This is a genomic window from Actinomadura gamaensis, assembly GCF_042652125.1.
GTDB lineage: Bacteria > Actinomycetota > Actinomycetes > Streptosporangiales > Streptosporangiaceae > Spirillospora > Spirillospora gamaensis.
Window position 1 is genome coordinate 36,321 of the sequence record NZ_JBHSIT010000012.1, and the last position, 23,020, is coordinate 59,340.

Sequence of the window (23,020 nt, forward strand, 5' to 3'; positions counted from 1 at the left end):
GAATCAGAGGGCGTTCGTGCGGCGGAGGCGGCGGGCCGCGAGCACGCCGAACGGGACGGGCGCCCAGAACGTGACGGCCCGGAACAGCAGGACGCCCTGGACGGCGGCGGTCCCGGCGATGCCGGTCGCGACGAGCGCGCCGATCAGCGCGGCCTCGTTCGCGCCCGTCCCGGCGGGCAGCGGGACGGCGGTTCCGGCGGCGGAACCGACCAGGTAGACGAGCAGCAGCGTCCCGGCGTGCCGGAAGCCGGGGCCGCCCGGCGAGGCGATGACGCTGACCGAGAAGGCCGTCCCGAGCGCGAGCGGCGTGCCGAGCGTCGCGAGCAGCAGCGTGAGGCAGGCGCGCGGACGGTGCCGCAGCTCGGTGGCCTGGTGGACGGCGTCCGCGATGGCCCGGCGCACCCGGCGCCGCAGTCGCGCGAGGCGTCCGTCGGAGGTGGCGCGGCGGCGCACGACGAACGTCGCGGTCGTCGCGCCGAGCACCACGAAGACGAGACCGGCGGCGGACGGGCCGGGCTCGCGCACGTGCCGCAGGTGCGAGCCGATCGCCGACGGGTTCGGGAAGTGCCCGGCGCCGAGCGCGAAGAACAGCCCGAGGGCGGACAGGCCGCCCGCGAGCCTGGTCAGGCCGACGACCGCGACCGCCTCGGCGCCGGTGTGGCCGCGCCGGGTCAGGTACCGGCTGAGGACGGCGAGGCTGCCGATCCCGGCCGGAACGAGGCGGCTGGCTGCTGCGGCCGCGATCTGCACGGCGAACGTCTCGCCCTTCGGCAGCGGACGTCCGGACGCGGAGCGAAGCGCCTTCGCCGTGCACGCGTAGTGCGTGACGGTCAGGAAGACCAGCAGCGGGACGACGGCCCACGGCACCGCGTCCAGGCCGCCGAGCGCGTCCCGGCCCCAGCCGCCGAGCAGGTCGAGGGCGTCGTCGTCGGCGTAGGGCGCGTCGGCGGAGACGGCGGCGACCGCGCAGGCGGCGGCGGTCGCCAGCAGCAGGCACCAGGGCCACATCCAGAGGGCGGCGGTCCGGACGCCCGAACGCCGCCGCTCCTCGGCGTCGATGTCGGCGGGAACCTCGGCTCTCGTCATGAGGCCGATGGTAAGCACACGACGGTTATGGTTGCGTTATACGGAAGTCACTACTGGGCGTCCTGTCCGGTTCGTCCAGGGGGTCCGAGGCGTCGCCGACCGGGCCCGAGGCCCCGCCGCCAGGGCAGCGTCCACACCAGGCCGCCCACCGCGGCCACGAGCAGCCAGCCGCCGAGGACGTCGGTCGGCCAGTGGACGCCGAGGTAGATCCGGCTGAGCCCGACCAGCGCGGCCCACACGAGGACGACCGTCACGACCGTGGCGCGGACCGCTCCGCGCGAGGTCAGCACCGCCGCGCCGACGACGAGCAGCGCCGCCGCCGCGGAGGTCGTCGTATGCCCGGACGGGAAGGACATTCCCGACGGACGGGTCACCCAGTCCGCGACCGGCGGCCGGGGCCGCCCCACCCAGTCCATCAAGCCGTACCGAACGAGCTGGACGACCAGGAGGAGCAGCAGCGCCTCCGCGCCCCGCCAAACCCGCCAGCCCCACCCGGTTCCGGCCAATGTCCGGGCCGGGGGCGACCCCGTGGCACCGTCCGCCGGAGCGGGCGACGCGTCCACCCGGCGGCCCGTCACGATCCCCGCGCCGATCGCCAGCAGATAGGGGACGAGCCCGGTCCCGGTGTCGCTGATCAGCTCCCCGAACGTCCGCATCCCGCCCGGACGGTGCGCCACGCACCAGTCGTGCAGTCCGAGATCGCCCGGCAGCGGCCGTCCGTCCCGCACGGCCATGGTCACGGCGAGCGCGACGAACAGCACCGCCGCCACGCCCCCGGCGACCGTCCACCACCCGCGCTCCCCGGACCAGCCGATCGCGGGCTCGTCCGGGCGGTCGTCCTCCGCAGATCCCATGTTCCACGAAGTATCCGACACCCGCCCCACCCGCACCCCCGACACGCGCCCTCCGCGCGGTCAGTAGGACCTGAGGACGAGGGAGTTGACGATCTCGCCGAAGTCCTGGAAGTCGATGGCCTCGTCCGGGTGTCCGGCGTCGGCGGCCTGCTGGGCCTCGACGCGTGCCTTGTTGGTGAGGGCGAGTTCCTGGTTGGCGGCGACGTAGTCGCGCAGCTCGCTCTCGTAGGCCGCGAACGCCTTCCGGTGGTCGCCGTTCGCCGCCTTCAGCTCACCGGCGAGGACGTACGCCCCGACCATCGCCATCGTCGTGCCCTGGCCCGACAGCGGAGAGCCGCAGTACCCGGCGTCGCCGAGCAGGACGACCCGTCCGGACGACCAGGACTCCATGTGGACCTGCGCCATCGCGTCGAAGTGGAAGTCCGGCGCGTCCTTCATGGTCTCCAGCAGGCGCGGCAGTTCCCAGCCGCCCTCCGCGAGGTGCTCGGCGAGCAGGCGGCGCTGCACGGCCGTGTCGCGGTAGTCGTAGGAGATCGGCTCGGCCGACTCGAAGCCCAGGTAGACGCGCATCTCCCGGTTCTCCCGGACGCTCATCACGCCGCCGCCCCACGAGCTGCCCGGGACCTGGTGGAAGACCTGCCACTCGTCCAGGCCGAGGAAGTTGGGCGCGGTCCAGACGCCGAGGTAGGTGCCGAGGTGCCGGATGAACCGGTCCTCCGGCCCGAAGACCAGCCGCCGGGTGTTGGAGTGCAGGCCGTCCGCGCCGACGACCAGGTCGAAGTCGCGCTGCGCGCCAGACGCGAAGTACACGCGCACGCCGTCCGCGTGCTGCTCCAGGCCGGCGATCGAGTCGCCGTACAGGTACTCGACGCCGTCCCCGGCGGCTTCGGCGAGAATGGCCGACAGGTCGTCGCGCAGGATCTCGACGTCCGGGCTGTCCAGGTCGCCGCCGGTGATCGTGCGCTCCTCGCTGCGGAACAGCTCGTTGCCGTCGGCGTCCACCATCGACATGCCGCGCATCCGGACCCGCGCGGCGCGGATCTCGTCGAGGACGCCCATCCGGGCGGCGACCTCCAGGGCGGGTCCGCGCACGTCGATCGCCTGCCCGCCGGGGCGCGGGCCGTCCGAGACCTCCACGATCGTGACGTCGAACCCGTACCGGGTCAGCCAGTAGGCGAGGGCCGGTCCGCCGACGCTCGCACCCGAGATCAGCACGCTGGTGTTCTCCATGGTCCCGCTCCATTCGCTCGGTTGGCGTTCGCGATGACCGAAGAGTCGCCGCGACCGCTGACCGGCGGCGTACCGTCCGCTGACCATCCGCGCACCGAACCGCACCGCACCGAGCCGCACGAGCCGCACCGAGCCGCTTCGAGCCGCTTCGAGCCGGACGTCAACGGCGCAGGACCGCGCTCAGCTCCGAACGGACGCGCGGTGCTCGGACACGAAAGCAGGATGCTCAGCCGAGGTGCCGCCCCGTCCGTGCCGCGGCGCGTGGGGCGTTCGGGGCGTTCGGGGCGGACGCGGGTCGTGGTGCGGGAACAGAAGGACGGCCGCCGCCGGGAGCAGAACCCCGGCCAGGCGCGTCGCCAGCGCGACCGGAGCGGTCGGCCACGGTTCGGCGTAGAGCCAGGTCGCGGCGACCAGCAGATGGATCTTGGCGGTGACCGTCGTGACCGTCACCAGGACGATCATCCGGCAGTGCTGGAGCCCCACGGACGCCAGCCCCAGCCCGAGAGCGCCCGCCACCAGCAGCAGCACGGCCTCGACGATCCCCGGACCCGTGTGGTGCGTCAGCCGCAGCGCGAACCCGAGCCCGGCGGCCTCGGCGGTCCCCAGCAGCACGCCCGCGCCCAGTCCGTACGCGACGCCGGTCTGCGGACGGGCGTGACGTCCGGGAAGCGTGCGGTCACGCGTGCACAGCAGCCATCCCGGAAGCAACAAGGACGGCGCGGCGACGAGACCCAACTGCCACCCCTCGGCGTCCCCCGGACGGGACGGCGCGGACGTGAGTCCCTGCGCCATCGAGAACGAGACGGCCGCCATCCCGGCGACGGTCAGGCCGAGCGCGCCCCACTCGCGGACGGTCGGATGCTCGCCGAGGCGTCCGGCGGCGATGCCCAGCAGGAGCGCGAGGGCGATCCCGAACGCGGGCAGCGACGCGGCGACCGGCAGGTGCAGGAGGGCCGTGTCGCCCAGGGCGAAGCCCGCCCCGAGGAGCAGCAACCCGAACGTCCAGCGGGGGCTTCGCAGCACCTCCAGCGTCACCCTGAGGGGCCGCCGGCCGGTCAGCGGCGGCATCCGCGTGGTGGCCGACCGGAACAGGACGAACGCGACGACGTAGACCGCCTGCGCGGCGCAGGCGAGGACGACGGGTTGCATGACGCGACTCCGGGGTGGGATTCACGGAACTGCGATCGTGACACGCCCGGACGTCCGGCGAATCGTCCGCGAAGACGGAGATTTTCGCGTTCTTGAGCACCCGGTGAGTACCCGGCGAGGACTCGGCGGGACGGCGTCGGCCCACGTCGCGACGGGCGGCGGGGACACCGCACCGGCAGGTTCCGGCCCGTTGGGCTGCGCGGCGTTCGGGTTCCGTCCTATCTTGGAGCGGTCCCCGCCCGGACCTCGCACCGAGGCCCGGGCACCGGCCCGGCGCGCCCACCCGGCGGCCGCGGCCGCGCCCGGGGGCAGGCGAGGCCCGCGACCGGAACAGGTCAAGACCAAGTCTCGTGGCGCGTTGCCCGGTCACGCACCGGAGGTGAATGATTGCGATGCGTCTCCGCTCTCACAGTGTGGTGATCCAGTGACATTCGGCACATCGGCATCGGTTCCCCGCCCGTCCGCCCGTCCCGGCCGCGGGTCGTGACCGGCGTGATGCAGCTCCTCGGCGACGAGCTCGTCCTGACCGGCGGCCGGACGGAGGGGCAGGCCGCGCGGCGCACGGTCCGCGAGCGCGCGGCGAAGCTGGTCGGCGACGCCTCGCTGCTCGACGACGTCGAGCTGATGGGCGCCGAGGCGATCGCGAACGCCGTGCTGCACGGCACCAACCCCATCCGGGTGCGGATCGCGGCGGACGGGAAGCGGCTGCGCGTCGCGGTCCGCGACGGCGGCCCGGCCCGCCGGTCGGACGACGAGCCCGCCAGTGACCGCGTCGACCACGGCCGCGGCCTCACGGTCATCGACGTGCTCGCCGCCGAGTGGGGGCTGGAGCAGACCACGGGCGGCACGCACCTGTGGTTCGAGGTCGACCTCCCGTCCCCCCTGGCCTGACCCCTCTCGACCGCGCCGAGCGACCCGCGGTGCGCGGTTACGGTGGAGGCGGTCAGGGGCGGGGGATGTTGCGCAGGTTGCTGCGCGCGAGGTCGAGCATCTTGCCGACGCCGCCGTTCAGGACGGTGCGTCCCGCGGCGAGCGCGAAGCCCTTGACCTGCGCGCCGGTGATCTTCGGCGGGATGGACAGCGCGTTCGGGTCGGTGAGCAGGTGCACCAGGTACGGGCCGTCGGCCGCGAACGCCTCGGTGAGGGCCGTCCGGACGCGGGCCGGGTCCTCGACGCGGACGGCGTCGATGCCGACCGCGCGGGCGATCGCCGCGTAGTCGACCGCGCCGTTGTCGGTGCCGTGCGCGGGCAGGCCGTCCACCAGCATCTCCAGCTCGACCATGCCGAGCGAGCCGTTGTCGAACAGGACGATCTTGACCGGCAGCCGGTGCCGGCAGATCGTGATCAGGTCGCCGAGCAGCATGCTCAGCCCGCCGTCCCCGGAGACCGAGACGACCTGGCGGCCGGGGTGGGCGAACTGCGCGCCGATCGCGTGCGGCATCGCGTTCGCCATCGAGCCGTGCCGGAACGAGCCGATGATGCGGCGGCGCCCGTTCGGGGTGAGGTAGCGCGCGGCCCACACGTTACACATGCCGGTGTCCACGGTGAACACCGCGTCGTCGGCGGCGACGTCGTCCAGCACGGACGCGGCGTACTCGGGATGGATCGGCGTGTGGTGCTCGATGTCGCGGGTGTAGGCGTCCACGACCTTCTCCAGCGAGCGGGTGTGCTTGCGCAGCATCGTTTCCAGGTAGGTCCCGTCCGTCTTCTGCTGGACCTTGCCCGCGAGCTGCCGCAGCGTCTCCCCCACGTCCCCGTGGACGGCCAGTTCCAGCGGCGTGCGGCGGCCGAGCCGCGACGGGTCGCTGTCGATCTGGACGGTCCGCTTTCCCGGTAGGAACTGGTCGTAGGGAAAGTCCGTGCCGAGCAGCAGGACCAGGTCGGCCTCGTGCATCGCCTCGTAGCACGCGCCGTAGCCCAGCAGCCCGCTCATCCCGACGTCGTAGGGGTTGTCGTACTGGATCCACTCCTTGCCGCGCAGCGTGTGCCCGATCGGCGACAGCGCCAGCCGCGCGAGCCGCATCACCTCGCCGTGCGCGTCGCGGACGCCGTCCCCGCAGAACAGCATGACCTTGGACGCGCCGTTGACCAGCCGCGCGAGCCGGTCCACCTGCTCGGCGGGCGGGTGCAGCACGCCCTTGCGGACGAGCAGGTCGGAGCGTCCCACCGGAATCGGGACGGCCTTGTCGGCGACGTCGCCGGGCAGGGCGAGCACCGCGACGCCGCCGAGGCCGACCGCGTGCTGGACGGCCGTCCGGACGATCCGGGGCATCTGCTCGGGTCCGCTGACCAGCTCCCGGTAGACGCTGCACTCGGCGAACACGCGCTCGGGATGCGTCTCCTGGAAGAAGCCCGTCCCGATCTGCGCGCTGGGGATCTGCGAGGCGATGGCGAGCACGGGCGCGCCGGTGCGCTGCGCGTCGTAGAGGCCGTTGATCAGGTGCGTGTTGCCGGGGCCGCAGCTGCCCGCGCAGACGGCGAGCCGCCCGGTGAGCTGGGCCTCGGCGGCGGCCGCGAACGCCCCGGCCTCCTCGTTGCGGACGTGTGCCCACTCGATGCCCTCGGCGCGCCGGACGGCGTCCACAACGGGGTTGAGGCTGTCCCCCACCACGCCGTAGATCCGCCTGACGCCCGCCTGCCTCAGGGTCTCGATGAGCTGCTCGGCGACCGTCGCCATGTCCGCGCCTCCAGTTTGGAACGTTCTATTCGGCCAAGATCCCCCTCCCCGGGCGGGGCTAACCGTCGCGGGCCGGGTAGTACGGGGGCATGGGGGAATTCCGGATGCGGCGCGCCTACGACGCGCCGGAGGAGGCGGACGGCGCGCGCGTGCTGGTCGACCGGCTGTGGCCGCGCGGCCTGTCCAAGGAGCACGCCGACCTCACCGAGTGGGCCAAGCAGGTCGCGCCGTCGGACGAACTACGCAAGTGGTACGCCCACGACCCGGCGAAGAAGGACGAGTTCGCCCGCCGCTACCGCGCCGAGCTGGACGACCCGGAGCGCGCCGAGGTCGTCCGCCACCTGCGCGAGCTGGCCGGGAAGCAGCCGGTCACGCTGCTCACCGCGACCAAGGAGATCGAGGAGAGCCACCTGCCGGTGCTGCGCCGCCGCCTGCTCGGCTGAGCCCGCCCGACCCGGCCCAGCCCGCCCCCGCCCGGCCGCCGTACTCGCGCGGCAGACCCGCGCAGCCGACACCGCACGGCCGACGGCCGCCGGCTGCGGGCGCTACGGGTCGGCGGCGGGCACGTCCGGCAGGACGTGGGTGAAGTAGTCCTTCGCCGCGGCCGTGGTGCCGATGTCCCGGCCGCCGCGCTCGGACAGGAACCAGCGGTGTTCGAGCACCTCGTGGAAGATCTCCACCTCGTCCAGGCGGTTGCGCAGGTCGTCCGGGATGGCCGAGACGACCGGCTCGTACACCTCCGCGAGCCACTCGTTCGCCGCGACCACCTCCGGCACCGGACGTCCCGACTCGCGTTCCAGGTATCCGCGGTAGCCCGCGATGTCGTTGAGCAGGCGCCGCGCCTGGTTCTCCTCGGCGGACAGGCCCGTCCGCGCGAACAGGACCTGGCGATGGTGGCCCGGCTCGTGCACGCGCGTGCGGACGCGCAGCACGCTCCGGTCCCCGCCGGCGTCGACGAGTTCGACCTCGTCCACGTCGAAGCCGAGTTCGTTGATGCGCCGCAGCCGGTCGGCGATGCGGTAGCGCTGGTCGGAGCGGTGGAACACCTCCTCGCGGGTCAGCTCGTCCCAGAGGGCGGTGTACCGGCGGACGGTGTCGTCCGCGACCGCGACCGGGTCCAGGCCCGCCGGGAGCGTCCCGGCGGCGGACAGGTCGAACAGCTCGCCGGCGATGCGCTCGCGGGCGAGCTCCACGTCGTAGCGGCGCTGTCCCTCGCTGAGCGACGGGTGCAGTTCGGCGGTCTCGGCGTCCACGAGGTAGGCGGCGTACGCGCCCGCGTCGGGCCGGAACAGCGTGTTGGACAGCGAGCAGTCGCCCCACAGGAACCCGGCGAGATGCAGCCGGACGAGCAGCTCGACCAGCGCGTCCAGGACCCGTCCGGCGGGCGCGCGGCGGGTCGCGAACAGCATCCGGTAGGACGTCGAGTGCTCCAGGTACCGGGTCACCAGGATCGCGTCCAGGTCGTCCCGGTCCACCGCGACGCCGACGACCTCGACCGCCGGGACGCCGAGCCCGCGCAGCTCGCGCAGCAGCCGGTACTCGCGCCGCGCGAGCCGGTCGCTCAGCTCCTTCAGCGCGAACACCTCGCCGCCCTCCGCGACGAACCGCACGACGTGCCGCGACAGGCCGCGCCGCCGGATCTCGACGAGCCGCTCGTCCTCCCACTCCGCCAGCGGCGCGCCCCAGGGCAGGTCCAGCAGCCCCGCGGCGGCGCCGCCCGGCGGAGTGAACACGAAGTGCATCAGTCCGGCTCGACCGGCGGGACTTCCTGGGTGGCCGTCCGCTGCGCCGCGCGCTGGGCCTCGCGGGCGGCATCGGCCTGCTCGGCGAGGGCCGCGACCTCCTCCTCGTCGCGGGTCAGGTTCTCGCCGGTGGACGGGTCGAACAGGTGCAGGCGCGCGGTGTTCACCCACAGCTCGACGTCCTGGCCGGCGTGGACGCGGCTGGACGGGTCGAGCGCGACGACCGCCTGCGTGCGGAGCTGGTCGCTGTCGAGCTCCTGCGACAGGTCGCGGAGCCGCGTGGCGAGGTCCGGCGGGGCCTCGTAGGGCACGTACGCGTACAGCTCGTTGCCGAGCCATTCGGTGACGTCCACGCGCGCCCGCAGGACGGCGCCGCGGGCCCGCTTCTCCTCGCTGACCAGCGACGCGTCCTCGAAGTGCTCGGGACGCACCCCGACGAGCACCACGCTCCGCTCGCCGACCGCGTCCACCTTGCGCCGGTCGTCCAGCCGCAGGTCGCCGAGCGGGGTGCGCAGGTCCGCGCCCTCCAGCGTCGCGGGCAGGAAGTTCATCGACGGCGAGCCGATGAACCCCGCGACGAACAGGTTCGCCGGCTGCTCGTACAGCTCGCGCGGGCTGCCGACCTGCTGCAGCTCGCCCTTGCGGAGCACCGCGACCCGGTCCCCCAGCGTCATCGCCTCGGTCTGGTCGTGCGTGACGTACACGGTCGTCACGCCGAGCCGCCGCTGCAACCGGGAGATCTCGGTGCGCATCTGCCCGCGCAGCTTGGCGTCCAGGTTGGACAGCGGCTCGTCGAACAGGAACGCGTCGGCGTCCCGGACGATCGCGCGGCCCATCGCGACGCGCTGCCGCTGCCCGCCGGACAGGTTGGCGGGCTTGCGGTCCAGGTGCTCGGTGAGCTCCAGCAGCTCCGCGGTCTGCCGGACGCGCCGGTCCACCTCGTCCCCCGGCACCTTGGCGAGCCGCAGCGGGAACGCGATGTTCTCGAACACGGTCAGGTGCGGGTAGAGCGCGTAGTTCTGGAACACCATCGACAGGTTCCGCTGCCGGGGCGCGACGGTGTTGACCAGCCGGTCCCCGATCCGCATCTCGCCGGCCGTGATGTCCTCCAGCCCGACGATCATCCGGAGCAGGGTGGACTTCCCGCACCCGGACGGCCCGACGAGGATCATGAACTCGCCGTCCTGGACGGCCAGGGAGACGTCGTTCACGGCCGGGAACCCGTCGCCGTACCGCTTGACGATGTTGGTCATGGTGATGGCGGCCATCGCGGCTATCCCTTCACGGCGCCGGCGGTCAGCCCGGCGACGATGCGGCGCTGGAACAACAGGACGATGACCACGACCGGCACGGTCACCACCACGGCGGCGGCGCAGATCGCGGTCGTGGGCTGCTGGAAGTAGCTGGCCCCGGTGAAGAACGCCAGCGCGGCCGGGACCGGGCGGGCGTTGTCGGTCGAGGTCAGCGAGATGCCGAAGACGAAGTCGTTCCAGCAGAAGAAGAACGTGAGGATCGCGGCGGTGAACACGCCGGGCGCGGCGAGCGGGACGATCACCTTGCGGAACGCCTGCCAGGTCGTCGCGCCGTCCACCTGCGCGGCCTGCTCCATCTCCCACGGGATCTCGCGGAAGAACGCCGACAGCGTCCAGATCGCGAGCGGCAGCGCGAACGAGATGTACGGGATGATCAGTCCGGGCCAGGTGTCGTAGAGGCCGATGTTGCGCCACAGGTTGAACAGCGGCCCGACCAGCGACACGACCGGGAACATCGCGATCGCGAGCGCGAACGACAGGATCAGGCGCTTGCCGGGGAACTCCAGCCGCGCGATGGCGTAGGCGACGAGCGTCGCGAACACCACGCCGACGACGGTCGCGATCAGCGAGATGCCGATCGAGTTCACCAGCGCCGAGGTGAACAGGCTGGTCTTGAAGACCGTCCGGTAGTTGTCCCAGGTCCAGTGGTGCGGCAGGAAGCCGTGCTGGTTGCCGACCTCGCCGGGCTGCTTGAACGACAGCATCACGATCCACAGGATCGGGAAGACCGTCCAGACCAGGATGAGCAGCGAGCCGGCGGCCCACAGCCATTTCGAGCGGGCGGTTTCCATCTCTACCGGTCACCTCGCACCTGCGACAGGTCCACCCGGAACCCGCGGATGAACACGGCCGCGATCAGCACCACGGACAGGAACAGCAGCACCCCGACGGCGTCCCCGAGCCCGATCGCGGTCCGGGTGATCGTCTGCCGGTAGGTGAGGAAGGACAGCGTCTCGGTCTTCTGCTGGCCCGACGTCATGACGAAGACGTTGTCGAAGATCCGCCACGCGTCGAGGGTGCGGAACAGGACCGCGACGAGGATCGCGGCCTTCATGTTCGGCACCGTCACCCGCCACAGCCGCTGCCAGGCGGTCGCGCCGTCCACGGTCGCGGCCTCGCCGAGGTCCCGCGGCACCTGCGCCAGCCCGGCGAGCAGCAGCAGCGACACGAACGGCGTCGTCTTCCAGATCTCCGACAGGACGATCACGAACATCGACGCCCAGCGGTGCGAGAACCACGCGAAGTCCCCGAGCCCGAACCACGAGTTCACGAACCCGGACTGGAGGTCGAACGCGTACTTCCACGCGAACGCCGAGATGACGGTGACGATCCCGTAGGGGACCAGGATCGCCGTCCGGACGGTCCGCCGGGCGAACAGCGCCCGGTGCATCACCATCGCGAACGCGAACCCGATGACCAGCTCGACCGCCACCGTCACCGCGGTGATGATCAGCGTGGTCAGGACGTCCTGCCAGAACAGCGGGTCGCTGAGCGCGGTCGCGTAGTTGCCGAACCACACGAACTCCCGGTCGTCCGGCGCGGTGAGCCGGTACCGGAACAGCGACAGGTACAGGGCGTTGACCAGCGGGTAGGCGGTGACGAGCAGCATCACCGCGACGGCCGGGGCGGACAGCAGCAGGCCCAGGCGGCGCTCGGCCCGGCTGCGGTCGGAGATCTCGACGCGCGGCGTCGGCTCGGCGGCGGCGGCGCGCACGGCCACGCTCATCTGGTACCTCCTGAGTATCCCTTCGATCCCGGACGGGACGGCCGGCGTGCGTCGCCGCGAAGCCCGCCTTCTCGCGGGTCTCTCCACGCGTATCCACGCCTCCTCATCGCGCGCTCACAGCAGGGCCTTGTCGCGCAGCACCTGGCTGATGAACGACGCGGACCGGCGCGGCGTGGACGCCGGGTTCACCGAGCTCGGCGGATGCCAGCGGGACTGCATCGCGCCGGACACGTCGCCGTAATACGGAGTGATCGGACGCGGAGCCGCGGCCTCGATCGAGTCGCGCAGCAGCCGGGCCATCGGGTACGCCTTGATCACGTCCGGGTCGTCGTAGACGGCGGCGCGCGCCGCCGGGTTGCCCGAGTCGAGCATGTACTTCTTCATGTTCTCGGCGGTCGTGACGCACCGGACGGCGTCCACGGCCGCGGCCTTGTGCCTGCCGTACGCGCCGACGGCCAGCTCGATCCCGCCGAACGGCGGCTTGGCCCTCGTCCCGGCGAAGACCTCCGGGTACGGCGCCCAGCCGAGGTCGCCGATGATCGCCTTGTCGATCGTGCCGTCCTTGGCGTCGCCGTTCTCGGCCTGCCAGACGTAGCCCCAGTTCAGCAGGAACCCGCCGTGCGGGCCGTTCAGCAGCGACCGCGCCTGCTCCTCGATGTCGGTCGCCAGGGTCGGGCTCGCGGCCTTGGAGTGCGCGAGCCGCTGGATGACCCGCGCCGCCTGCTGACCCGCCGGGCTGCTGATGGTGATCTGCGCCTTCGCGCCGCTCTCGCCGCCGGTCAGGACGTGGCCGCCCGCAGACTCGACGAGGGCGTTGATCCACACCATGTAGCCCTCGTACTTGTTGCCCTGCTCACCGACCGTCGTGCCGGTCCGCTCGGCGGCGTCGATCATCCTGTCCCAGGTGAAGCCGGGCGCGGTCGGATCCACGCCCGCCTTCGCCGCGACCGACTTGCGGTACCAGAGCAGCTGCGTGTTCGCCCAGAACGGCGCCGCGTACAGGCGTCCCTTCCAGGTGGAGCTCCGCACCGCCGCCGGGAAGACGCCCTGCGTGAGCTGCGGCGCCTCGGCCGCGGTGAACGGACGCAGGAACCCGGCGTTGGCCGCCTCGGCGACGAACACCGGGTCCAGGCTCATCAGGTCGAGCCCGGAGTCCTTCGCGGCGAGCCTGCGGACGAGCTGCTCGCGCTGCTGGCTGGCGTCCGACGGCAGCAGCGACGTCTTGATCTTGTACTTGCCGCCGGACGCGGCGGAGCAGGACTTGGCGAGCCGGTCCTGCGCTCCGTTGTCGGGGTTGATGTACCAGTTCAGGGTGGGCGTGCCGCCGCCACCGCCGCCGCAGGCGGAGAGCCCGCCCGCCAGCAGCGCCAGCGCGACGGCGCCACGCAACGCGCCGGCGCCGGCGCCGGCGCCGCGTGATGCTGTCGCCCTGCGCAACGCGCCGACGCCGCGCAATGCGCCGGCGCTGCGCGGGGTTACGGCGCTGCGCGGGGTTACGGCGCGGCGTGATGTGACCGGGCCGCGCGGCGCGGTCCTTCCGGGGCCTGTCCTCGATCGCTCGACCATCCGGCCTCCCGAAGCCGTCCCGCCACGGCGGGAGCAGCTTCGCGGACGTCCGGGGGGACGCGCGGCGGGGACTCCGTCCGCCCCCGCCCGCCCGCGATCGCGGCGGGATGGCCTTATGAGAACACCGGTACGCCGAGCTGTCGAGGACCTGTTCCGGACCGGTGAGAAAGGGGCAACTCAGCGGTAACACGAAACACTGCCGAAACACTCTGGAATACGGCGCGAAACGGACTGCGGTGATCCTCGACCCGAGCAGGGAGGATCGCATGCCGAACACGATCGACGCCGGGGCCACCGCCTGGCTGCTCGCGAGCACCGCGCTGGTGCTCCTGATGACGCCCGGCCTCGCGCTGTTCTACGGCGGGATGGTCCGCGCCAAGTCCACGCTCAACATGATCATGATGAGCCTGGTCGCGATCGCGCTGGTGACGCTGGTGTGGCTGGCGGTGGGCTACAGCCTGGCGTTCGGCCGGGACGCGGGCGGGCTCGGCCTCATCGGCACGCTCGGCCACGCCGGGCTGGCGGGCATCACCCCGCGGACGGCGCACGGGCACGTCCCCGAGCTGCTGTTCGTCACCTTCCAGCTCACCTTCGCGATCCTCACCGCGGCGCTGATCAGCGGCGCGGTCGCCGACCGGGTGCGGTTCTCGGCGTGGATGCTGTTCGTCCCGCTCTGGGCGCTGCTCGTCTACACCCCGATCGCGCACTGGGTGTGGAACCCCGGCGGCTGGGTCGCCCGGCTCGGCGCGCTCGACTACGCGGGCGGGCTCGTCGTGGAGATCGCGTCCGGCGCGTCCGGGCTGGCGATGGCGCTCGTCCTCGGGCCGCGCATCGGGTTCCGGCGGGACGCGATGCGCCCGCACAACCTGCCCATGGTCCTGCTCGGCGTCGGCCTGCTCTGGTTCGGCTGGTTCGGGTTCAACGCGGGCTCGGCGCTGAACGCCGACGGCGTCGCCGCCGCCGTCTTCCTCAACACCCTCGCCGCCGGATGCACCGGGCTGCTCGGCTGGCTGCTGGTCGAGCAGCGGCGCGACGGGCACCCGACCACCTTCGGCGCGGCGTCGGGCGCGGTCGCCGGGCTCGTCGCCATCACCCCGTCCTGCGGATCGGTGAACGTCCTCGGCGCGCTGGTCGTCGGGCTGGTCGCGGGCGTCGTCTGCTCGTACGCGGTCGGCTGGAAGTTCCGGTTCGGCTACGACGACTCCCTGGACGTCGTCGGCGTCCACCTCGTCGGCGGCGTCATCGGGACGCTGCTCATCGGGCTGCTCGCCGCGAAGATCATGACGGGCGGGGCGTCCGGGCTGCTCGCCGGGGGCGGGCTCGCGCTGCTCGGCAAGCAGGCGATCGCCGTCCCGGTCGTCGGGCTGTACGCGTTCACGGTCACGTACGCCCTGGGAAAGCTGCTGGACCGGGTGTTCGGGATGCGCGTCACGGCCGAGCAGGAGACCGAGGGCGTCGATCTCGCCCTGCACGCCGAGACGGCCTACGAGCACGGCGTCCCGGGCGGTGCCGCCACCGGGGTCCCCGGGTCGCCGGTGCATCATCTCCTGCCGTCCCACGGACGCGCGTCCGAACACTGATCCTCCCGGCTCCGTCCGTCACGCCGAGAACCGCGGCGCGTCTCGCGTGCGCGTCGCGGTTCCCGTTCGAGGAGGACGGTCAGTACCCGTAGCCGCCACCGCTGCCGTACCCGCCCGTGCCGCCGGACCCGCCGGACCCGCCCGTGCCGCCCGTGCCGCCGGTACCGCCGTAGCCGCCCGTGCCGCCGCTGCCGCCCGTGCCGCCGCCGGTGGTCATGGGCATGGCCTTCTTGCCGTCCGGGGTGCTCGCGAACCAGGTGCCGCCGACGCCCTCGCCCTTGGTGTCGCCGGGCGCGACGTCCTTGGAGTAGGTGTAGAGCGGCCAGCCGTTGACGGTGACCTGGCACTCGCCGTCGTCCTTGCGCTCGATGAAGCCCACGGCCCTGCGGTCGATCCCGTCGAGCTTGAGGTGCTTCCAGCCGTTGAACACCACGACCGGCCACGTCTTGCGGCAGGCGCCGGAGCAGTTGGACGCGGGCGGCTTGGCGGTGTCCTTGTCGAACCGGTACAGCGTCCGCCCCTGGCCGTCGGTGATGATCTTCCCGAGCTTCGGGTCGTCCTTCGCCTTCAGCGTCGTCCAGCCCTTCCAGCGCGGCTTGGCGGACGGCGCCGCGTCCGGCTTCGCGCCCGCCTTCCTGCCGTCCGGCGCGCTCGCGAACCACGTCCCGCCGACGCCCTGCCCCTTCGCCTCGCCCGGCCCGGCGTCCTTCGCGAACCGGTACAGCGGCCACCCGCCGAGCGTCACCTGCCACTTGCCGTCCGGCCGCCGGACCTTCCCGAGCAGCGCCTGGTCGACCCCCTTGACCTTGGTGTCCTCCTTGCCCGCCCACACCGGCGGCCACGTCTTCACGCACCCGTCCAGGCAGTTCGACGCGGACGGCTTGGCGGTGTCCTTGTCGAACCGGTACAGCGTCCGGCCCTGCCCGTCGGTGACCACCCGGCCGATCCGGTCGATGCTGGCGACCTCCAGCGTCTCCGGCTGCGCCGCCGGCGCCGAAGCCGTGCCGGGCGCCGTCACCGGCGACCCCGCCGCCGCGTTCCGCTGCCCGCCGCCGTGCTGCGCCCCGCACGCGCTCAGCGCCAGTCCCGTGGCGGCCAGCACCGCCGCCGCCGAAATCGTCCACCGCTGGTCTCGCATGGCCCGTGTCCTCCGTCTGCCGTCTCCGGCTCCGCGTCCGTGTCCTGATCGACGTGCATGTCCCGATCGACGTGCAGTACGAGGAGCCCGGCGCGCGGGGTTCAAGGCGGCGGTACGGTTTTGAACCGCTTCTCACCCCGAACCGTCATAGTCGGGACGGAGCACGACATGGAGGGACGTACTTGACCAGGCCGAACGACTTCTCCGGGCCGAGCTGCCTGCTCTGGCCGGTCATGGTGATCGTCCTGCCCTTCCGGCTCGCCTGGGAGCTGCTGGTCCTGATCGGGCGCGGCATCGGCTGGCTGCTCGTCCAGTTCGGCCGCTACGTGCTGCGCCCGATCGGCGTCGCGCTCTACTACCTGCTGGTCAAGCCCGCGGTCTGGGTGTGGGAGACGCTGCTGCTCCCGCCGCTCCGCCTGCTCGGCGCGTTCCTCGCCTGGATCGGACGCGGCGCATGGGCGGCGCTGGCCTGGATCGGACGGTACGTACTGCGCCCGATCGCGATCGCGGTCGGCTGGGTGCTGAACATCCTGGTCGTCCTGCCGCTGACGATGCTCTGGCGGTACGTGCTCGCCCCGATCGGACGCGGTTTCGCCTGGCTCTGGGAGAACGCCCTGTTCCCCGTGCTGAGCTGGGCCTGGTGGGCCGCCGGACGCGTGCTCTACTACATGCTGGTCGTCCCGCTGAAGTACCTGGTCGCGCTGCCCGTCCGCTGGGTCTGGACCAACATCGCCCGCCCGATCGGACGCGCCCTGCGCGCGGTCTGGGACGCGACCTTCGGCCCGGTCTTCCGCTGGCTGAACGAGATCTTCTCCACCCCGGGACGCTGAGCCGAGGCGCTGAGCCGGGACGCTGAGCTGGGCGCTGAGCCTGGGCGCTGAGCCTGGGCGCTGAGCCTGGGCGCTGAGCCTGGGCGCTGACTACTCAGGCGGTTCTGAGTACGGCGGCGGATCCGGCCGCCCCCGGCCACGGGTGAGGATGATCGTCCGGGGACTCGTCCCGCGTCCATCAGGGAAGAGCACTCATGCCGCGCCTCACTCTCGGCCGACTCGTCACCGCCCTTTCGCTGCTCTACTCCGCTGCCCTCGTCTTCCTTTTCCTCGTCCCGGGAACGGGGGACGACGGCAGCCGCCAGGGAGTGATGGCCGAACTCGTCGGACCGGCGTCCTACCTGCTCAAGCCGCTCGGGCTCGCCATCGACACCGACCGCCCGCGCCATTCGGTGACCATCGCGCTACTCGTACTCGGACTCTTTCAGGCGGCGTTGTGCCGGCTTGTGCTCCGCCGGCGGATGCGGTCGTGGCGTGAACCGGTCGGCGATTACATCCGCCGTTTCAGCCACGGCCCGGCCATTTTCCGGGTCGCCGCGTCCTATGCCGCGATCGTCTCCGCCGTCGCTTTCTGGGTGCTCTCCACGGTCGTCACGAGCGACGGGAGCATGGCGGGCATCTGGCTCTTCCCGCTGCTCGGCCCCGCCGCCGTCCCGTTCTTCCTCGGCGTGGACGGTTTCGGCTACCTGACCTTCGCTGGACCCGTCCAGGCGTGGCTGTTCTGGCGGCTGCTCCGAGGCCACCGCGTTCCCGGCGGCGGCGTCGCGTAGCGACAGGGCACGGGCGCGCTGAACTGAGCGGAAGCGCAAGGCTGAGCGGACGTGCAGGCCTGAGCGGACGTGCAGCGAGATTTCACTTGCTCAGAAGGCGCTTGGTGACCTCGCGGGCGGCGGCCTCCTCGCCGTCGTCCCGGACCGGGACCCACAGCCGCCGGACGGTCCCGTCGGCCAGCTCCGCCCGCCACCAGCCCTCCTTCTCGGCCCAGAACTCGGCGAGCTGCCGAAGCTGGTCGTCCCTGACCACGTAGGTGCCGTCCCGAGTGCGCCACAGAGTGACCACTCTCATGCGCCCTCCCGCCAGCACCCGAAGCCGGACACCCCCAAGCATGCGCCGCAGAGCCCTTTCGATGGGCGGGATTCCGGTGACCCGGCGTCTGCTCCACCTCACCACAACGCCATCCGGGCTGTCACTCAGAGTGCCGGACCCAGTCCGCTGAGAAGGGCCTTCAGGACGCTCTCGAACCGGGCTTCGTGGTCGGCCGGAGTGCCGAGGCCGTCCGCGACCGCCCGGGCCACGCGCGGATATTCGGCGAGATCTGGCAGGTCAGGCTCGGTATCGGCGGGAACCTCCGCCAGCACGTGACCCACGGCGAAGGTGGCCACCGCGTTCAGCAGGCTCGCGCCCTCGATCGGGGACAGGCCGATTTCGGCCAGCGCCTCCAGCGCCCGCTCCAGCATGGCGAGCCCGCCCGGCGTGCTGATCGGACGGGACGCCAGCAGCGGCACGACCCGCGGATGCGCGAGCAGCGCGCGCCGGAGCGACCGGGCGAACCCCGCGATCCAGTCGAGACCCGGCTCCGGGCTCGGCCGGGTCCCGGCGATGACGCGCTCGACGACGCCGTCCAGCAGGGCGTCCTTGTTCGGCACGTGGTGGTAGAGCGTCATCGCCTCGACGCCCAGCTCGGCGCCCAGGCGGCGCATCGACAGCTTGGCGAGGCCGTCGCGGTCCACCAGCGCCAGCGCGGCGTCGAGGATCCGCTCCCGGGTGAGGCCGACGGGCTTTCCCACGATTCCCCCTTGACTCTCTTACGGCGTAAGACGCATCATAGGCGCGGCCGAGAGACTTACACCGTAAGAGGGAGCGTGGCCATGTCCGCCACCAACGTCGCCGTCGATGCCGTCAACGCAACCGCCAAGGCCGGCGGCATGGTCGCCAGCAAGGCCGCGGGGGAGGTCGTCACCGAGTTCTTCGCCGCGGTGAACGAGCGCCGCCTCGCCGACCTGCGCCACGTCATGGCCGCCGACGTGATCGACCACAACAAGATCATCCACGGTGAGCCGGACGAGCCCGGGGCCGCGTTCGAGGCCATCGCCATGCAGCTCGCCGCCTTCGGCGACTACCACTGCCGCGTCGACCAGCTCGTCGTCTCGGGTGACACGGTCGTCGCCCGCTGCACCCACACCGGCGTCCACACCGGCACGCACCCCCGCATGCCGGAACCGACCGGGCGCTCCTTCGAGACGGAGCTGATCTTCGTCTTCACCGTGCGGGACGGCAGGATCAGCGAGATCCGCGCCGTCTCCGACCGTCTCGGGATGTTCGCCCAGCTCGGCTGGGACTGGCCCGGCGCCGCCTGAGTTCCGCGCCGCTCCCGGACGCTTCGCGAGCGCGTCTAGTTCTGCGAACCCGACGTCAGCGTTCCGGTCAGCCCGGAGACGGCGCCAGGGACGTCCTGCACCACGTCCGGAACGTCCCGAACGACATTGGGGACGTCCTGAACCGTCCTCGGGACGTCCTGCACGACCTTCGGGACGTCCTGAACCACCCGCGGGACGTCCTGCACCACCCGCGGGACGTCCTGCACCACCCGCGGGACGTCCTGGACGACTCGGGGAACGTCCTGGACGACCTGCGGCAGGCCGCGGATGGCGCCGGGCACCTCGCGCACGACCTGCGGGACGTCCTGGACCAGGTGGCGCGGCGCCGCGGGCAGGGTCGGCGGGTGGACGGGCAGCACCGGACCGCTCGGCACCCCACCGGAGATCGCCGGGAACTCCGGGTACTTCGGAGTCTCGTTGATCGGCGGCGGGACGGTCCGTTCGTCCGGTCGCGCCAGGAGCGCGGTCGAAGGTTCGACCGCCGGGGGCTGGACGTCGGCCACGGGACCCGGGCCGGGAGCCGGCTTGGCCGCGAGAGCCTGCGGGACATCGTCGCTGAGCCTGATCGCCACGCTGTGCCCCCCGTGCCCGCCGGATGTGAGGCCCGGTCCCACGGTCGGCGTGGAGACCGGCACGAGGAACAGCGGGACGAGCGCCGTCCCGACGGTCGCGGTCGCGGCGGCGGACGTGCGCGCGCCGGTCACCGCCGCGGCCCCGGTCAGCGTCGTGCGCAGCGTGGCCCGGCGCGTCCGGCGGACGATCGGCGAGGTGACGTCGGGCTGGCGAGGCAGCCCTTCCGGCGTGAGGCGCCCGCCCCGCGCGCTGATCTCCGCCCGGTAGGGCGCGAGCGCGGGATCGGCGAGCGTGTGCAGCACCCGCATCCGCAACCGCTGCGGCGGAGGCGGCGGGACGGGCGCGACGAGCAGCGCTTCCACGCGCAACTCGGGAGGCACGCCCCCGAAAAGGATCAGACCGTTCGACGCGGTCGGCCGGGCTCCCGACTCGCTCACTCCGAAAGCTTGGCCGCCCTCACCCTCACCCATGAAGAACGGCGCATCCCGGGATGCGTCCATCGGAACGGACGCGAAGGAACGGTAGGGCAGGCCCGCCGGTGGCGTTACGGAGACGTCCTGACCTGAGGGTTGAGGCGCCGTGTACGGGAGTCCGTTCGGCGGGGTGGAACCCTGCACCTTCAGCGGGGTCAACGGGCGGGGGCCGAGGGCGCCGGACGGGGCCGAGGCGGCGAGGTGCGTCGCGATGATGTCGGCGGCCCGGCGCCAGGCGAGCGCGCAGCGGCGGCGGAGTTGACGGGCCGGACGGCCGAGGACGGCTTCCAGGTCGTCGCAGGTGAGGCCGTGGCGGCCGGTGAGCAGGAGCAGTTCGCGCTCGGTCGGTCCCGTGACGGCCATGAGGTGGTCCAGCGCGTCGCGGGCCTGGAACGGGACGGGCGGCCGCGCGTCCCCGGCGGCGATCGTCCAGTCCCAGTGCGGGCGCGGGAAGGTCCGGCGGCGGATCCGCGCGCGCGTGGCCCCGTACAACCAGGCCCCGAGCCTTTCCCGGTCGCGGACGCGCACGGCCCGGCGCGCGGCGTCCACCAGGACGTCGTGGACGACGTCGGCGGCGAGTCCCTCGCGCAGCACGCACGAGGCATAGTCGTGCAGCCGCGCGGCGTACGCGTCGTAGAGCCGGGCCTCGGCTCCGTCCCGGCCGGACGCCAGGGCGAGCAGGATCTCGCGGTCGCGGGACGGGTCGGGAGCGGGCCAGAGCGGCTCGGCGGGCCAGGCTTCGGCACGGTCCCGGCGCCGGACGCGGACGTGCCTGCCCGTCGGGTCGTCGGTCCCCGCGCCGGTGGAGAAGGTCAGCTTCACATCGCCCCCCAGTGGTGTCAGCTACCAACGACTCCACCGTGACGCATGGCCTTTACTGATCGTGATGGTTTTCGTGCAACAGGTGGCGAAAAACCCCAAGTCTGACTTGGCGTGTTGGTTCGACTACGCACCGAAACCGGCGTCCGCGCTCCGGAGAGCACGGACGCCGGTGACGATTCACTCCTCGGTGGTGTCTTCCGCCTCACGCCGCTGCACGCCGCCCTCGACAGCACGTCGCTGCGACGCGTCTTCGGTGGCGTGGCGTTGGGCTTCGAGGCGCTCGCGCATCGAGTCGGCCAGCGTGCGCTTGGAGTCGGCGCCGGCCTTCGCCGAGCCGCGTCCGCCGCGCGGCGCGCCGCGCAGGTCGGCGCGCGAGACCTTGCGCCGCTGTCCGCCGACGCCGAGCATGTCGTTCCTGTTCTTGGCCATGGTGAGGCCGCTCCCGTTCTGGCAGGCGATGACTGGGTGGTCGTCGTCCGGCCCGGGCGGGAGGTGTCCGCGGGGGCCGTCCGTCAGGCGGCGGCGCGGTGCCGGACGACGCGGCGCGGGAAGCCCCGCCACGCCGTGGCGAGCAGATTGTCGATCATGGACGCCAGCGTAGGCGCGCTCCCCCGGCGGCCTCAAACGGTTTTCGGTCCGGCCGCCTGGGATACTCGTCGTGATGCTGTACTCACTGCTGCTCCGCCACGTCATCGCCCGGTACGCCGACGCCGAGGACATCCACCACCTGACGGTGCGGGCGCTGCGGGCCGTCCAGGCGACGCCGGGCGCGGCCCCGCTGCTGCGCGGCGTTCTCGCGCCGCGCGACCCGGCGCTGCGGGTGGCGGCCCTCGGGCTGGAGTTCTCCGGGCCGCTCGGCCTCGCGGCCGGCTTCGACAAGGACGCCGTCGCCTACGACGCGCTCGGCGCCTTCGGTTTCGGACACGTTGAAATCGGCACCCTGACCGGACGGCCGCAACCGGGCAATCCGCGTCCACGCCTGTTCCGGCTGGTCGCCGACCGGGCGGTCGTCAACCGGATGGGCTTCAACAACCGCGGTTCGCAGGACGCCGCCCGCCGCCTGCGCGCCCGCCGCCGCACGCCCGGCGGGACGGTCGTCGGCGTCAACATCGGCAAGACCAAGGTCGTCCCGGAGTCCGAGGCCGCGTCCGACTACGTGGCCAGCGCCGAACGCCTCGCGCCGCTCGCCGACTACCTCGTGGTCAACGTCAGCTCCCCGAACACGCCGGGCCTGCGGAACCTCCAGGCCGTCGAGGTGCTGCGCCCACTGCTGGCGGCCGTCCGCGAGGCGGCCGACCGCGCCGCCCCGGACCGGCACGTCCCGCTGCTGGTCAAGATCGCCCCCGACCTCGCGGACGAGGACGTGGACGCGGTCGCCGACCTCGCGCTCGACCTCGGCCTGGACGGCGTCATCGCGACGAACACCACGATCTCGCGCGAGGGCCTGGCCAGCCCGGCGTCGCTCACCGCGGAGGCGGGCGGCCTGTCGGGCGCGCCGCTCAAGGCGCGCTCGCTGGAAGTCCTGCGCCGCCTGCGCGCCCGCACCGGGGACCGCCTCGTCCTGATCTCCGTCGGCGGCGTCGAGACGGCCGACGACGTGTGGGAACGCATCCGCGCGGGAGCGACCCTCGTCCAGGGCTACACCGGCATGATCTACGGCGGACCGCTCTGGGCCTGGCGCATCAACCGCGACCTGTCCCGGCGCCTGCGCGGCAGCACCTTCCGCACCCTCGCCGAAGCCCGCGCCCACACCTCCACCTCCGCACCCCACACGTCCACCTCCGCACCCCACACGTCCACCTCCGGACCCCACGGGGCCACCTGACGAGTCGCCGCGACGAGCTGGGCGATCTTTGCCGTCGTGAGGACGTAGCTCGACCCGC

Annotated in this window: 22 protein-coding genes; 7 read left to right on the top strand and 15 right to left on the bottom strand. The window is 72.7% G+C overall.

Annotated elements, in window-relative coordinates; all coding sequences use genetic code 11:
• Positions 1–3: 3 nt before the first annotated feature.
• The 4 genes from ACFPCY_RS33895 to ACFPCY_RS33910 all read right to left on the bottom strand — a co-directional run bounded on the left by ACFPCY_RS33895 (position 4) and on the right by ACFPCY_RS33910 (position 4,319).
• Positions 4–1,086 carry a lysylphosphatidylglycerol synthase transmembrane domain-containing protein gene (locus ACFPCY_RS33895; RefSeq protein WP_378262150.1) on the bottom strand — a complete coding sequence of 361 codons (1,083 nt, stop codon included), beginning with the start codon at positions 1,084–1,086 and terminating at the stop codon, positions 4–6.
• 50 nt (positions 1,087–1,136) lie between these two features.
• Positions 1,137–1,940 carry a phosphatase PAP2 family protein gene (locus ACFPCY_RS33900; protein WP_378262152.1) on the bottom strand — a complete coding sequence of 268 codons (804 nt, stop codon included), beginning with the start codon at positions 1,938–1,940 and terminating at the stop codon, positions 1,137–1,139.
• Positions 1,941–2,000: 60 nt separating this feature from the next.
• Positions 2,001–3,170, bottom strand: coding sequence for an FAD-dependent monooxygenase (locus ACFPCY_RS33905; RefSeq protein ID WP_378262154.1), 1,170 nt, complete (start codon positions 3,168–3,170; stop codon positions 2,001–2,003).
• A gap of 180 nt (positions 3,171–3,350) precedes the next feature.
• A complete protein-coding gene (locus ACFPCY_RS33910) occupies positions 3,351–4,319 on the bottom strand; it encodes a hypothetical protein (RefSeq protein ID WP_378262156.1) in 969 nt (322 codons plus the stop codon).
• 483 nt (positions 4,320–4,802) lie between these two features.
• Here ACFPCY_RS33910 and ACFPCY_RS33915 point away from each other — a divergent pair, with 483 nt between their 5' ends.
• The gene (locus ACFPCY_RS33915) at positions 4,803–5,210 is read left to right on the top strand and encodes an ATP-binding protein (protein WP_378262158.1); all 408 of its coding nucleotides are present in this window, start codon (positions 4,803–4,805) and stop codon (positions 5,208–5,210) included.
• A 52-nt stretch (positions 5,211–5,262) separates the two neighbouring features.
• On the opposite strand, the gene ACFPCY_RS33920 is transcribed toward ACFPCY_RS33915, so the two are convergent.
• Positions 5,263–6,996: a pyruvate dehydrogenase gene (locus ACFPCY_RS33920; protein ID WP_378262160.1), complete on the bottom strand. Its 1,734-nt coding sequence runs from the start codon at positions 6,994–6,996 to the stop codon at positions 5,263–5,265.
• A gap of 89 nt (positions 6,997–7,085) precedes the next feature.
• On the opposite strand from ACFPCY_RS33920, the gene ACFPCY_RS33925 reads away from it, so the two are divergent.
• Positions 7,086–7,439, top strand: a complete 354-nt coding sequence (locus ACFPCY_RS33925; RefSeq protein ID WP_378262162.1) for a DUF488 domain-containing protein — start codon at positions 7,086–7,088, stop codon at positions 7,437–7,439.
• Between the two features lie 102 nt (positions 7,440–7,541).
• Here ACFPCY_RS33925 and ACFPCY_RS33930 read toward each other — a convergent pair whose 3' ends face one another.
• From ACFPCY_RS33930 to ACFPCY_RS33950, 5 genes are all read right to left on the bottom strand, one after another.
• Entirely contained in the window at positions 7,542–8,738 is a 1,197-nt protein-coding gene (locus ACFPCY_RS33930; RefSeq protein WP_378262164.1) for a DUF4032 domain-containing protein, read from the bottom strand.
• Complete coding sequence (locus ACFPCY_RS33935) at positions 8,738–10,006, bottom strand: ABC transporter ATP-binding protein (RefSeq protein WP_378262166.1); 1,269 nt, start codon at positions 10,004–10,006, stop codon at positions 8,738–8,740. Before ACFPCY_RS33935 ends, ACFPCY_RS33930 begins: the two co-directional genes overlap by 1 nt.
• A 5-nt stretch (positions 10,007–10,011) precedes the next feature.
• Positions 10,012–10,842, bottom strand: a complete 831-nt coding sequence (locus ACFPCY_RS33940; protein ID WP_378262168.1) for a carbohydrate ABC transporter permease — start codon at positions 10,840–10,842, stop codon at positions 10,012–10,014.
• A 2-nt stretch (positions 10,843–10,844) separates the two neighbouring features.
• Entirely contained in the window at positions 10,845–11,777 is a 933-nt protein-coding gene (locus ACFPCY_RS33945; RefSeq protein WP_378262170.1) for a carbohydrate ABC transporter permease, read from the bottom strand.
• A 114-nt stretch (positions 11,778–11,891) separates the two neighbouring features.
• Positions 11,892–13,166 (bottom strand): extracellular solute-binding protein, encoded by a 1,275-nt coding sequence (locus ACFPCY_RS33950; RefSeq protein WP_378262172.1) that lies wholly within the window; start codon positions 13,164–13,166, stop codon positions 11,892–11,894.
• Positions 13,167–13,609: 443 nt separating this feature from the next.
• Here ACFPCY_RS33950 and ACFPCY_RS33955 point away from each other — a divergent pair, with 443 nt between their 5' ends.
• Positions 13,610–14,923 carry an ammonium transporter gene (locus ACFPCY_RS33955; RefSeq protein WP_378262174.1) on the top strand — a complete coding sequence of 438 codons (1,314 nt, stop codon included), beginning with the start codon at positions 13,610–13,612 and terminating at the stop codon, positions 14,921–14,923.
• Between the two features lie 79 nt (positions 14,924–15,002).
• Here the strand turns inward: ACFPCY_RS33955 and ACFPCY_RS33960 are convergent, their stop codons facing one another.
• Entirely contained in the window at positions 15,003–16,061 is a 1,059-nt protein-coding gene (locus tag ACFPCY_RS33960; protein ID WP_378262176.1) for a hypothetical protein, read from the bottom strand.
• Positions 16,062–16,243: 182 nt separating this feature from the next.
• Here ACFPCY_RS33960 and ACFPCY_RS33965 point away from each other — a divergent pair, with 182 nt between their 5' ends.
• Entirely contained in the window at positions 16,244–16,891 is a 648-nt protein-coding gene (locus tag ACFPCY_RS33965; protein WP_378262178.1) for a hypothetical protein, read from the top strand.
• Between the two features lie 194 nt (positions 16,892–17,085).
• Complete coding sequence (locus ACFPCY_RS33970; RefSeq protein ID WP_378262180.1) at positions 17,086–17,661, top strand: SCO4225 family membrane protein; 576 nt, start codon at positions 17,086–17,088, stop codon at positions 17,659–17,661.
• A gap of 82 nt (positions 17,662–17,743) precedes the next feature.
• On the opposite strand, the gene ACFPCY_RS33975 is transcribed toward ACFPCY_RS33970, so the two are convergent.
• Together ACFPCY_RS33975 and ACFPCY_RS33980 are read right to left on the bottom strand one after the other, a co-directional pair.
• Positions 17,744–17,956: a hypothetical protein gene (locus ACFPCY_RS33975; RefSeq protein ID WP_378262182.1), complete on the bottom strand. Its 213-nt coding sequence runs from the start codon at positions 17,954–17,956 to the stop codon at positions 17,744–17,746.
• 125 nt (positions 17,957–18,081) lie between these two features.
• The gene (locus ACFPCY_RS33980; RefSeq protein WP_378262184.1) at positions 18,082–18,678 is read right to left on the bottom strand and encodes a TetR/AcrR family transcriptional regulator C-terminal domain-containing protein; all 597 of its coding nucleotides are present in this window, start codon (positions 18,676–18,678) and stop codon (positions 18,082–18,084) included.
• 81 nt (positions 18,679–18,759) lie between these two features.
• Between ACFPCY_RS33980 and ACFPCY_RS33985 the strand changes: the two genes are divergently transcribed.
• Complete coding sequence (locus ACFPCY_RS33985; protein ID WP_378262187.1) at positions 18,760–19,248, top strand: ester cyclase; 489 nt, start codon at positions 18,760–18,762, stop codon at positions 19,246–19,248.
• A gap of 35 nt (positions 19,249–19,283) precedes the next feature.
• On the opposite strand, the gene ACFPCY_RS33990 is transcribed toward ACFPCY_RS33985, so the two are convergent.
• Together ACFPCY_RS33990 and ACFPCY_RS33995 are read right to left on the bottom strand one after the other, a co-directional pair.
• Positions 19,284–21,137 (bottom strand): RNA polymerase sigma factor, encoded by a 1,854-nt coding sequence (locus ACFPCY_RS33990; RefSeq protein WP_378262189.1) that lies wholly within the window; start codon positions 21,135–21,137, stop codon positions 19,284–19,286.
• A gap of 177 nt (positions 21,138–21,314) precedes the next feature.
• The gene (locus tag ACFPCY_RS33995; RefSeq protein WP_378262191.1) at positions 21,315–21,566 is read right to left on the bottom strand and encodes a DUF6243 family protein; all 252 of its coding nucleotides are present in this window, start codon (positions 21,564–21,566) and stop codon (positions 21,315–21,317) included.
• A gap of 232 nt (positions 21,567–21,798) precedes the next feature.
• On the opposite strand from ACFPCY_RS33995, the gene ACFPCY_RS34000 reads away from it, so the two are divergent.
• Positions 21,799–22,962 (top strand): quinone-dependent dihydroorotate dehydrogenase, encoded by a 1,164-nt coding sequence (locus ACFPCY_RS34000; RefSeq protein ID WP_378262193.1) that lies wholly within the window; start codon positions 21,799–21,801, stop codon positions 22,960–22,962.
• Positions 22,963–23,020: the final 58 nt, after the last annotated feature.